This window comes from Candidatus Protochlamydia sp. W-9, from assembly GCF_001950615.1.
Classification (GTDB): Bacteria; Chlamydiota; Chlamydiia; order Chlamydiales; family Parachlamydiaceae; genus Protochlamydia; species Protochlamydia amoebophila.
In genome coordinates this window covers 1-13,257 of sequence record NZ_BCPZ01000331.1, presented here as the reverse complement: position 1 = coordinate 13,257, position 13,257 = coordinate 1, and the positions used below count along the sequence as shown (strand labels likewise).

The following is a 13,257-nucleotide window of genomic DNA, read 5'->3' as shown; positions in this document are numbered from 1 at the left end:
TTAACGACGTTTCTTGATGGGAAAAACCTTTGTGCTAATAGGTGAAGATTTTACTCCTTTTTTGTTAACCGAGACAATATAGTAAGTATAAGCTTTGTTTTTCTTGCGATTGCCATCTTCAAATTGAAAGGGACATTGGTTAGGAATTTTTCCAATGCATCGTTTTAATTGAGCATCTCGATAAATTTCATAAAAGACGATATTGGCATTCTCTGGAGGAGGAATCCAGTATAAAACGTTCACTAAATGATCTTTATCGACGAATTGGTTAACAATTTGGCAGCCATAAAAATTCTGAGGTGGTTGGGGAATAGTATCTCTTGTCACCACCTGTATCAATGTTTGTGAAGTGGAAGTAGCAAAATTTAAATCTGAATTGTAAACGGCAATAATTGAATGGGATCCTGGAGCTAAACTGATGACTTCTAAAGTTGCCATTCCTTCATTTAATGTTGACGTACCTAAAGGAACAGATCCATCATAAAAAGTCACTGTTCCTGTTGGAGTTCCTGAGTCAGAGGTAACAGTAGATGTAAATGTCACAGGTTGTTTATAAGCTAAAGGATTGATAGAAGAAACCACTTTGACATTCGTCCCAACTTTATTCACACATTGAACAAGAGTATCTGTCGAAGAGGAATAACTAGCGTCTCCAGAATATAAGGCAACTAATGTAATTTCGCCACTTGGGAGCGTTGTCGTCGAATAAGAGGCTTGTCCATTCACAAGATTCAACGTTGTTAATGGGACAGAACCAAAATACAACGTTATAATTCCAGTTGGTGTACCCGAACCTGTGATAGGGGCAACAGTTATTGTAAAGTCAACATTTTGACTGAAATTAGAAGGATTCAGTGCAGAGTTCAAATTAGTCACTGTTGTGACTGTAATATTTGTTTGATTAACAGTTTGGACAACTGTTGGAGATGTCGAAGCATTGAAGTTTGCATCTCCATTATAAATGGCTTTAATCGTATGATTTCCAAGCGCTAATAAATTTGTCGAATAGATAGCCAAGCCATTATAAACTGGTACCGTTCCAAGTAACGTTGTTTGATTATCATAAAAAGAGACATTCCCACTCGCAATTCCGATTGGCGTAGTCACAGTAGCAAAAAAAGTGACATTTTCTCCTGATCGGGATGGATTGGGAGAGGTTGTCAAAATATCAATCGATGAATTAGCTTTGTTCACATTTTGCACCAAAGCAGAAGAGGTCGATGTGGCAAAATGACTATCTCCACTATAAACAGCAGTTAGGGAGTGTGAGTTAACAGAAAGATTAGAAACTGCCAAAGTAGCAACCCCTAAGTTGTCTACTGTCGCTGTTCCAATGACTGTCGTTCCATCCAAAATTGTCACAGAACCTGAAGGGGATCCTGATCCTGTGATTAAACTGACATTGGCAGTAAATACTACCGATTGCCCATATGTAGAGGGGCTAGCTGAAGTAGAAAGTGATGTAGCTGTCGTTCCTTGATTAACCTGTTCAGAAAGTGTGGAAGAAACTGATGCCGCAAAGTTACCATCTCCTACATAAACAGCTGTAATCGCGTGAGTATTCACAGAAAGCGTAGAAGTTGTAAAGTTGGAAACTCCCCCTACCAAAGTAACATTTCCAAGAACAACATTTCCATCTCTAAAAATGACTGTTCCTGTCGGTGTACCCGTTCCGAGTATAGGCACCACAGTAGCGCTAAAATTAATAGAGTCCCCAAAAACAGAAGGATTAGTCGATGAATTTAGTAAAACTGTCGTAGCAGCAGCTTTCACAATTTGAGTCAAAAGAGCCGATGTCGAAGCGGCAAAATTTCCATCTCCGTTATAAATCGCGGTTAAATCATGAGAACCCACAGTTAAATTAGACATATTTAGTGTTGCAATGCCTTCAGATATATTCACTGTCCCAAGTATGAATGAACCATCTTTAAATGTGACGGTTCCCGTCGGTGCAACAGGGGCAGTACCTGCTGGAATTGTTGCTATTAACGTATTGGTTTGACTAAATTCGGAAGGGTTAATAGAGGAAGTAAGTGTAATTAATGAACTCGATTTGTTAACAATTTGATTGAGATTTGAGGATGTGGAACCTTCAAAACTTGTGTTTCCACTGTAGACAGCTGTTAAAGAATGCGTTCCCACCCCTAAATCAGAAACACTGAATGTGGCTTGATCATTACTAATTGTCCCAGTTCCTAATACACTTGAACCATTTTTAAAAGTTACGGTTCCTGTTAAGGTTCCATTTCCGCCTGTTGCACTCACGTTTGCAGTTAGAGTGATTACATCTCCAAATTGTGAAGGATTACTAGAAGAGGATAGAATCGTCTTAGTTGTTCCTGGCTCGACAATTTGGTTTAAATTTGGCGAAATTGAGTTTCCAAAACTGGAATTTCCATTATAGATTGCTTTTAGTGTATGTGCACCTACCGATAAATTAGAAATAGTAATCGAAGCAATACCGTTTGATACTCCACTTGTTCCTAAAACAACACTTCCTTCATTAAATGTTACTGTACCAGACACGACTCCAGAACCCGCTAATACAGTAACATTAGCTGTTAAAGTAAGTGTTTGTCCAAATACTGAAGGAGTCATAGAAGAAGATAATGCTATGCTTGTTGTTGCCGCAATAATATTCTGAGAGAAAACAGGCGATGTTGAAGCAGCGAAATTTGCATCTCCTTGATACAATGCTTTAATTTGATGGGTTCCTAACATTAATGAAGAGGTAGACAATATTGCTACTCCTGTTCCATTCAGTGCTTGTACTCCAATTAGAGAGGATCCATCAAAAAAAGCAACATTGCCCGTGGGGGTACCAAATGGAGATGTTAATGTGGCTGTCAATGTGATTGTTTCTCCCACGTGGGAAGAGTTAAGAGAAGAAGTGAGGTTTGTGACTGTACTAGCTTGCAAAACTGTTTGAGATAAAGTCATAGAAGATTGGGCGTGATTAGAATCTCCCCCGTATTTAATCGCAATCGGCAATGTCCCTGCAGGAAGCGTCGTAGTTAAAAAAGTGATTTTTCCTGTTGAATCTAAAGATCCTGTTCCAATGACTGTTGAACCATAAGTAGCAGTTACGGTGCCTGTTGGAGTAAACACATCTGTATTAATAGGCTCTACTGTGACATCAATTGTTACTAAATTTCCGATTGTAGAAGGATTAGGTGAAGAAGTTGCTGTTGTTCTCGTGGAAACTTGTAAAATAGTTTGTTCCAGTATGGAAGAGATTGACGAATTAAAATTGGCATCTCCATTATAAACTGCCGTAATGGAATAGGGCGTGTTATTTGCAGATAACATTGGCGTCGCAAAAGAAGCAATCCCTCCCCCATTTAAAGAAACAGTTCCAAGAATTGTCGAGCCATTTTTAAACGTAACAGTTCCTGTAGGAATTCCGCTACCTGGATTAATTGGACCAACGGTGGCTATAAAATCAATCGGTTCACCATAAATTGAAATGCTTTGAGAAGAGCTAACAACGGTTGTTGTTGGAGTTTTATTCACAACTTGATTTAAAGCAGCAGAAGTCGAAGCAGCAAAATTTCCACTTCCTAAATATTTTAAGGTTATTGAATGACTTCCCACATTTAAATTGTTTCTTGTGATAGCAGCCCTTCCTGTACTATCCAGCGTAGCCACACCGAGTTCTGTAGTTCCATCATAAAATGTCACTTGACCGGTAGGAATTCCTGCTGTTGAATTCACTTTTCCACTTAATGTAAGTGATTGCCCAAATACAGAAGGATTATTAGACGAAGTCAGTGTAGCCATTGTTGTCGCGGCGGCTGTAACAGTATGGGTTGCTAATCCTTGCGATTCTGTAAATTTCGCATCTCCGGCATAAATAACGGTTACCGTTGGCGTTCCTGTTGGTAATATGGTTGTAGAAAAGGAAGCAATCCCATTGTTCAGAGTCGCTGTTCCTAATGAAACTGACCCGTAATATCCCGTTACAGTTCCAGTTGGGATTCCCCCACCCGGACTCACCGAAGCAACAGTCACATTAACTGTAACAGAGCTATTAAAAGTAGAAGCATTGAAAGGAGAGAAGCCAACTGTTGTCGTTGTTGCTGATTTATTAACAACTTGTGTTAAAGCTGAAGAAGTTGCTGTTAAAAAGTTACTACTTCCTGAATATAACGCTGTAATACTATTTGAACCAACATTCAAGCTAGAGGTTGAAAAAGTGGCAACACCGTTGTTAAGAGTCGCTTGTCCTAAATTTGTCGTCTCCGATAAGAATGTAATCGTTCCGGTTGGAACACTAATGAGTCCTGCTGAACTTACGGAAGCATTAAATGTCACTAGTTGACCATATAATGATGGATTTGTAAATGAAGTCAAAGCAACATTGACGGGTGCTTTATTGACAATTTGCTGTCTAGAAGGAAAGTTTTTAGCAATAAAGTTAATATCTCCATTATACCGAGCATTAAAAATGGCTACACCAGCTTGGACATTATTTGCATCAATTCTTGCGGTGCCTTGAATAATTGGGGCTGTTCCAATTAAAGTACTTCCATTATAAAAAGTGGCTGTACCAGTTGGGGATCCCGTTGTGAAAGAATCTACGGTTGCTGTTAATGCGATGGTATTACCATAGATTGACGGAGAGGGAGATGCTGTCAAAACCGTATCTAAATCCACAGCCGTGATTGTATGACTTAAAGTAGCAGATGAAGGTGAATAACAAGGATTTTTGACCGAGCAACAGCTGGGATCATAGATCGCTGTAAAATCGTGTGTTCCTGTCGGGAGACTATCTGTCGTAAATACTGCCTCTCCACTTTCGTCAAGTTCAATGGTTGCTAATTCCCCAGATTGATCAGAAAAAATCACAGAACCTATTGGTAGCCCATCTAATCCATCGACTGTAGCTACAAATGTCAAAGTTTGTCCATAAGGAGTACTTGAAAGATTGGGAATAACAGAAAGAGTAGTTAACGTCGTATTTGGATTCACTTGTTGCGTAATTGTATTTGAAATGGAGAAAGCATAGTTAGAATCGCTATTGTAAGTAGCTGTTAATTGATGAGCTCCCACACTTAAATTAGAAATAGGAAGCACAGCAATTCCATTCGCATCCAAAATTGACGTTCCAATAGCGATTTCCCCATTAAAAAATGTTATCGTACCTGTCGGAGTATAATATCCTTGAGTAGCAACGACAGCTGCTGTTAATTCAATCATTTCACAGAAATAAGAAGGATTTGGACTAGCTGTTAAAACTGTCTTTGTTGTTAACATATCTGTCTGTTGAACTTGTTGAACGATAGAATTAGAGGTTGATGTAGCAAATATTGTTTGATCACCGCTATACACAGCAGAGATGGGATGGGGTCCAAAGTGAAGATTATCAGGCATAAATGAAGCTACCCCTGTCAATGGATCGACAGGAATAGGAGGTGAAATAGCGATTCCTCCTTCATAAAAGACCATCGTACCAGTAAATGATGGAATAGGCATTGGAGAACCAGTTGCTGTTATGATCGCTGTCAATGTAGCATTAGCTTGTTCAGAATGATTGGGTAAGGTAACTAATACTGTTGAAGTATCATAAGGAACAACATATTGGTTATAAGTGCTCGAATTTGATGTGATAAAGTTTATGTCTCCGCTATATGATGCAGTAATGGGGTGTAACCCTAAAGTATTAAGCCGATTGGCAGGTTCAATACAAGTTGCTATTCCATTGGCATTAATCGTTCCTGTTCCAAAAGCCACTCCATTATCATAAAATGTGACTGTTCCAGTTGGAATACCTGTTAACGCGGTTACCTCAGCGCTGTAAGTCACTGTTTGATTGATAGGTGAAGAATTTCTAAAAGATGTGAGTTTGATTTTTGTTGGTAGCTGGTTGATAACAGTCTGTTTGAAAGTATTAGAAGTCGAAGATATGAAGTTAAAGTCGCCATTAAAAGTAGCCGTTAAAGAGTGATTGCCGGGATAAAGTTTAATGGTTGAAAAAGTGGCAACACCATTGGCATTTAATGTTCCTGTTCCTAATACCTTGGATCCTTCTTTAAAAGTCACTGTTCCTGTTGAAATTCCTGAACCCGGTGCATTAGCGGTCACTGTCGCACTTAAGGCAATCTCATCTCCAAAATTTGAAGGGTTCAAATTTGATGCCAAAGTTGTCGTTGTCGTATCTTTTACAACAATTTGATTGATTAAGGGGGCTAAGGAACCAGTAAAATCCCCATCCCCCAAATAAGCCGATCCAATTCGGTGTGTCCCTAAGCTTAGGCTAGAAATTTGAAGTGTTGCTTGACTTTGATTAGCTCCGCTAGCTGCTAAATTCCCCGATCCAATTAAATTAATTCCATCATAAAATTCTACCTTTCCTGTGGGATTTCCCATGCCCGGAATATGAGAATTCACGGTTGCTGTAAACTTGATTAATTCTCCAAAAACCGAAGGGGTATGAGATGTCGCCGTTGTGATTGTTGTCGCTGTAAAAATAATTGTTTGCGTCATAGACGATGAATTGGAAGGATTATAATTTACATCCCCACTGTATTTCGCGCTTAAAGTATGGGGCCCAATAGAGAGATTTGAAATTGTTAATGTTGCAAAAGCTACGTTTGACGAAAGTTTAGTTATGGGGACTGCACCTAAAAGCGTGGAGCCATCGTAAAATGAAAGTGTCCCCGAAGAAGTGAGAGGAGGTGTCGCAACAGAACCGATTACATTAGCTTGTAATGTTATCGGTTGACCAAACTGAGAAGCATTAGGAGAGTTAGAAAAAATTAATGTGTTGGTATTAGCTAAAATAACTGTTTGATCTAATGTGGTCGAAGTCACAGCAATAAAATTTGTATCTCCTGGATAAGAAGCAGTAATAGAATGATTTCCTCCATTCAGATTTGGTGTTGTAAAGGTGGCTTGACTTTTATTAGCACCAGTCTGCACAAGAGTTCCTGTTCCAATCGATGTGTTACCATCATAGAAGGTAATTGTTCCTGAGGGTAAACCAAGTGTTGTTGGTGAGGAAATGGAGGCTGTAAAAGTGATTTCTCCTGCATAATTGGAAGGATTTAGTGTGGAAGTCAGGGATATGACAGGAGTTGCTCGGTTAACTTGTTGAGAAATGACTGGTGAAGTAGAAGTAGAAAAATTCAAATCTCCACTATAAACTGCTGTAATGGAATGAGCGTCGACTGATAAATTCGCGATTGTTAGAGACGCATTTGAGCCCGTGATATTTGCAGTCCCAAGGGTGGAATTTCCGTCTTTAAAAGTAAAATATCCAGTCGGGGTTCCAACCCCTGTTGCAACAGCGATGGAGGCAGTCAATATCGTCGGTTGCCCATAGGTCGTGGGATTAGTTAAAGAAACAATGTTAGAAGTTGTTGTTCCTTTATTTATTATCTGAGTCAAAACTGTTGAAGTAGAAGTGTTAAAATCGCTATCTCCTCCATATACTGCTGTCAATGAATGAGACCCCACTGATAGATTGGAAACGTTTAAAGTGGCAATACCTGCATTTACATTTCCCGTTCCAATGATTGTTGACCCATCTTTAAATGTCACAGCTCCTGTTAAGGTTCCAGACCCATCATTGATATTAACTTTGGCTGTTAAGGTTGTTGAATTGCCAAATATTGTCGGGTTAATAGAGGAGGTTAGCACGGTCATCGTGGTTCCTTTAGTCACAGTTTGCGTAACTACGCTCGATGTAGAACCTGCAAACTTGGCATCCCCGCTATAAATTGCTGTTAAAGAATGAGTTCCTACTCCTAAATCAGAAATGGAAAGATTAGCTGTACTACTAGAAGTTAGAGTTACAATTCCTAAAACTGTATTGTTATCTTTAAATGTAATTGTTCCTGTTGGAGTTTCATTAATTTGAGTATTAGACAATGCTACTGTGGCGGTTAGTTGGACTGTCTCTCCAAAATAAGAAGGATTAATATTAGTTGTAAGATTTGTTATGCTAGGTGCTGGATTAACAATAAAAGTGTTCGTTGCAGACGAATCCGAAGAAGGTTCATAGTTACTATCTCCACTATAAACAGCTTTAAACTGGTAATTCCCTGTTGAAGTGGGATAATAGGGATCCGAAACCGCAACTGCTGTATTATTTAACCCTGCCAATAGTGCTATCGGTGAACCAACTTGCGTACTTTCTACAAAAAATGTCACAGTTCCAGTTGGTGTTCCCCCTGTAAAAGATCCGGTTACAGTAGCACTATCAAATACAGTATGTCCATAGAAAATGGTTGTTTGAGAGGGTTGTCCGTGAGTTATAGAAGGCTCTGCAGCAAAATCAGAATCTACTGTATTTTTAGCCGCTTGCTGTTTTTTGCTTATTTTTTCTAAACCTTCATTTTTTGAAGAAGGGATGTCAAAACTTTTCTTAGTGGATGAAGTTAAAAAAGGATTTCCAATTAAATATTCGAGATAAGGGGCAATAAAATCATTTTCAAGTTTTTGAGTTATAGTAAGAGTTGCGGTGAAATAGCCCGTATTGTCATAAACATGTTCAATAATGGGTTGACTCGAAACAGCTTTTAATCCATCTCCAAATTCCCACTCATAACTGACCTCACCTGGATGTATTAAAATTGTTTCGGAAGCATCAAAAACTGTGGGCAGTCCAGACTTTGCCTCTTTTACACTAAATCTAGCTACTATTCCTTGTTTATCATCAAAATTAATATTTTGAATGCTTTGTCTAACAGAAACGAGCGGCTCTAACGCTCCAGTCAAGAGATTGACAGGAATGATTTGATCCGCAGATTCTTTAAGAATATAAATGTGATTTTCGTTGGGGTGAAGCACAAAAGAATTTGTTTTTTTTTGTAAAATACCTGAATCATTTTTAAGCGAAATATGAGTGATTGCTTGTGTTTGTGCATCAACAATTGATAATTGATGATTGTTCTCTTGCAGTGCGTAAATTTTTTGCCCATCATTTGCAATCGTTAAACTTTCTATGTTATGATCTAAAATCGCAAAAGACGTAGTTTCTAAAGAAGCTAAATGAATACTTTTAATTTCATTTTGATTTTTTAAGCTCACGTATAAGCGTTGGTTTTTACTATCGAAAGCGATACTGGATGGGTTTATTTTTAAATTTACAACCTTTGTCAATTGACCATTTGATAGATTTAAACAATCAATGTCGTTACTATCCTCATAACTGAGATAAGCAACTTTTTTATCTGCCGAAACGATAAATTTAGTGGGAACTTGGTTTAAACTTCCCACTTCTCGAACTATTTTTGTCTTTAAATGAAAACATTTGATTTGTTTTAAATCTTCTCCAACAAAAAAAACTTCATTGGTTGCCGCATGCATAGCTAAAATTTTAGTTGCCGGCTCAATGATAATTGGCACCCCTTCTCGTCCATTGCTTAAGTTAATAGGAATAATTTCATTAGATTTTTCTGCCATTAAATAGGCAATTAAATCTGGTTGTCTATAAGTAGTTACAGAAGTAAAAGTTTTTGAAGCGATAAAATCGTTATTCCCAAATAGATGAAAAATGGAAAAGAAAAAAGAAAACAGCAGAAAAATTTTGATTAAACGCATGTTCACTCCTTGAGTGTGCCCAAAAATAGTGTGCTCAAAAAATTTGGACTATATAACATTGGCTTTAATTCAGTAATTTTTTTTTGATTTTCTGGTATAATTAAACTCAACCGTCTAAAAAGCAGAAATATAAACTCATTTATTTCTTTTAATTTAAAAAAATATTAATTAGTTTAAGGTAATAAAAAATTAACGGGACAGAAAATTAAACTTGGGATAGACAAGAATTTTATCTCTTAATAACCTTTAAAATTTGAATTCGTAAAAAATTTAGATTTTATTAAAATATTTAAAGGAGACAGCATGCCTGAATTTATCCAAAAAAATCGGACTCTTTTAATAATTGAAGGATTTTTATTTGCCCTTCTAGGCATAATAGCAATCGCATTGCCAGGGATCTCGACTTTAAGCACAGAATTATTTATAGGATGGCTTATTTTGTTAGGTGGTGTTATCCAAACCTATCGGGCATTTCAATCCTATCGTGAAAAAGGTTTTTGGGCTTCCTTCGTTGTGAGTTTAATGTATCTTCTATTTGGAATTTTACTGCTTATTGATCCTTCCGCTGGTGCCATTTCGTTAACAATACTATTAATGCTCTTTTTCATTTTTGAAGGTGTTGCCAAAATCATCATGGGATTTCAACTGAAATCTACTAATAGCTGGATATGGTTTATCTTTAGCGGAGCCTTATCATTAATGATGGCTGCAATCATTTGGATGGGCTGGCCAGGAACAGCATTTTGGGTGCTTGGCCTTTTGGTCGGAATCAATTTATTATTTTTTGGATTATCGCTTACATTTTTAGCTTTAGGAATAACTAAAATTGATCAGGATCAATTGAAATAAGTCGTGTTTAAAAGTAAGTAATCATTTTAATTTTTGATTCTTTAATTTTAAACGCGTCTCCAAACAGATGTTATTTATTCCAAAACGTCTCTTTAGCCGAATATATTCATTAGAAGAAGGATTGTGATTAGATCCAATCCTTTTTCTTTAAGGCGTAGAGTGTTTAGAGGGACAGTCTGAAAATTTTTCAAAAAGCTTATCAAAGCTAAAACTCTTTATTGCCATTTCTTTGGCTTGAACTTAGAGGATAGAAAGTAAAAAGAATAGGAGATATATAATGATCTAATAATCTGTTACAGCCAATCAGGTAAATTGTTTTGTCTTTAGATGGTAAAGAAAATTAATATAAAATGTTTCAACATGAGGAAAAGGAAAGGGTAAATCCGTTAAATTGTTACAAACATGGCAATAACTTTTTTTAACAGGATTAGCTTCAAATTCTTGTAATTTGCCATACGCACGCAAAATTGTGTAAGATTTTAGTACTTGAGAAATTTAAGTTTAAATTTTCACGATTCTTTAGCTTCCAAAACTTAGCTCATGGAGTCCACACAAAATTGTCGAATGTCTGACACTAGTTAATTTAACAATAATTTAGGAATCCTGCAGCTCAATTTATCAATTTTAGTAAATGGATAAATAAATGAATAAAATCAAATAATTATTTAAATTTATAATTAATTAAAGCTTGATAAATAGAAAATCATTAAGAAATGAGTGGTTAGCTCACTCTGAACAGAGATTTGTGTTGTTGAAAAAATTGTTAGGAAAGATATTAAATAAGCAGCCTTATTTTTTTATTCTTTATCAGAAGTAATTATAGGAAATTCAAGGTCGATCCAAGCTTGCATTCCTCCTCTTACATTGACAACGTGATTAAAGCCATATTTTTTTAGTAGGGATATTGCTGTAGACGCGCGTATTCCGGATCGGCAAATGACTGCAATTAAACGATTTTGAGGGATTTTATGCATATATTGATAAAGATTATTTAACTCCACGTGATAAGCATCTGCAATATGGCCCGAGTGCCATTCTGAGGTGGTTCGTACATCTAAAACAAAAACATTTTCTTTCGGGTCGTGCAATCTTTTTGCAAGTTCTTCTGGGGTTAGATAACTAAAACACTCAGTACGATTCATCTTTTTTTCTGCGTCATCTTTTAGTACAAATAAATAAAAGGGCTGATCAAAGCCAATTAAGCGCAATTGAGACACGATATCATTCATTTGATTTTCACGGTTTGTGATAATGATTAATGGGATATTATGAGGAATAAGCCATCCTGCCCATGAATAAAAAGAAGGGGTCATAGGGATATTGACGGACCCTGGAAGATGAAATCGCGCAAAAAGTTCTGGATAACGAACATCTAATAAAAAACACGAATCCAAATCTAAATCTGTTTCAGAACAGACTTTTTCAACTTTTAGTTCACTCAATAAAGGTGGATTAGAGACATTTATTTTTTTCATGAGAGAAAAATAGGGAGGAATTGCAGGCAAATCCTGACTAATACTTTTAATCCATTCTGTTTCTTCAATGGGATTTAAATAAGGATTACAAGTTCTCTCGTAACCTAAAGTTGTTGCGTCTACTCCTCCAATGTTTTTACCACAAAGAGAGCCGGCTCCATGCGCAGGAAAGACTTCAACAGAATCCGGTAAATGAGCAATCCTGACGAATAAGCTTTGATAAAGCTCTTTAGCAAGAAAGTTAAACGCATTTTTTCCTAATAAATCCGGTCTTCCTACACTACCTACAAATAAACAATCCCCGGAAAAAATGAACCAGGGAAGATCATGGCTTCTTGTTTCATCATAACAAATCCACATGATATGTTCAGGCGTATGTCCTGGCGTATGCAGAGGTTTTAAACGAATAGATCCGAATGACAAAACATCTTCTTCTTTGACAATATGATCAGCATAAGCGGGAACCCAATGCTCTCCGCCAAACCCCGAAGAATAAATAATCGGAGCATTTTTTAATTGAAATTTTAATTCTCTAGCCCCGGAAATGAAGTCAGCATGCACATGCGTTTCCAATATAGCTTTGATGTGCATTTCAGCGTTTTCAGCAGCCATAATGATCGGAGTAACTATACGAGTAGGATCTATCACGACGCATTCTTTGGTCGTTTCATCTCCTAACAAATAAGTATTAATCGCCAGGCCTGGAGTGTAAATTTTTTGAAAAAACATATATTAACTATAACATTCGTGGAAAAATTAATGGTTTTTCACAGTATTTAGTACATTAACCGTTTACCATAAATAGATTTTATCTGAGCATAATTTCGAGAGAATTTTATATTTTATACATTTTGCTTTAAATTAACGTTATTTTTCGATAAAAAATCGAAATGATCAATAGCGATTTAAGGATAGGCATAATGAGACATTATTTTTTTGTAATTCTATTTTCTAGTCTTTTTCTTTATTACCAAAATATTCAAGGAATAGAATATCCTCCCTTTCAAACAGTTTCAAATGTCGATTTAAATCGTTATATGGGCACCTGGTATGAAATTGCCCGTTTAGATGAACCATGGGATAGAGGATGTTATCATAACCCAATGGTTATTTATACAATGCAAAGTGATGGAATCATTCAGGTTGTTAATCAATGCGATATAAATAGTTTTTTTAAATCTGTCCAGAGGGCAGAAGGAACAGCCGAAATTATTGATAAACAAACGCATGCAAAGTGGAAAATCACCTTTCCGGCTACAGAACAGTATAAAGGATTACCTATTGGAGACTACTGGATCCTTATTTTAGCAGATGATTATAGTTATGCAGCTGTTAGTGATTCTGATCAAAAACATTTGTGGATATTAAGCCGCACACCCTTTTTACC

At 36.7% G+C, this 13,257-nt stretch carries 4 protein-coding genes; 2 read left to right on the top strand and 2 right to left on the bottom strand.

Translation table 11 applies throughout. The features are described from left to right. Window positions 1-9,546 (bottom strand): Ig-like domain repeat protein, encoded by a 9,546-nt coding sequence (locus tag BU804_RS12315; protein ID WP_075883816.1) that lies wholly within the window; start codon window positions 9,544-9,546, stop codon window positions 1-3. Between the two features lie 303 nt (window positions 9,547-9,849). Between BU804_RS12315 and BU804_RS09110 the strand changes: the two genes are divergently transcribed. Continuing rightward, the gene (locus tag BU804_RS09110) at window positions 9,850-10,395 is read left to right on the top strand and encodes an HdeD family acid-resistance protein (protein WP_075883815.1); all 546 of its coding nucleotides are present in this window, start codon (window positions 9,850-9,852) and stop codon (window positions 10,393-10,395) included. Between the two features lie 797 nt (window positions 10,396-11,192). On the opposite strand, the gene BU804_RS09105 is transcribed toward BU804_RS09110, so the two are convergent. Next, a complete protein-coding gene (locus tag BU804_RS09105; RefSeq protein WP_075883814.1) occupies window positions 11,193-12,599 on the bottom strand; it encodes an MBL fold metallo-hydrolase in 1,407 nt (468 codons plus the stop codon). Window positions 12,600-12,790: 191 nt separating this feature from the next. On the opposite strand from BU804_RS09105, the gene BU804_RS09100 reads away from it, so the two are divergent. Further along, on the top strand, window positions 12,791-13,257 hold a 467-nt coding region (locus BU804_RS09100), incomplete at its 3' end, for a lipocalin family protein (protein WP_075883813.1).

Excerpts from the sequence above, each read along its gene's own strand:
- BU804_RS12315 (WP_075883816.1), bottom strand. The coding sequence starts at position 9,546 with ATGCGTTTAATCAAAATTTTTCTGCTGTTTTCTTTTTTCTTTTCCATT.
- BU804_RS09105 (WP_075883814.1), bottom strand. The coding sequence starts at position 12,599 with ATGTTTTTTCAAAAAATTTACACTCCAGGCCTGGCGATTAATACTTAT.
- BU804_RS09110 (WP_075883815.1), top strand. The coding sequence starts at position 9,850 with ATGCCTGAATTTATCCAAAAAAATCGGACTCTTTTAATAATTGAAGGA.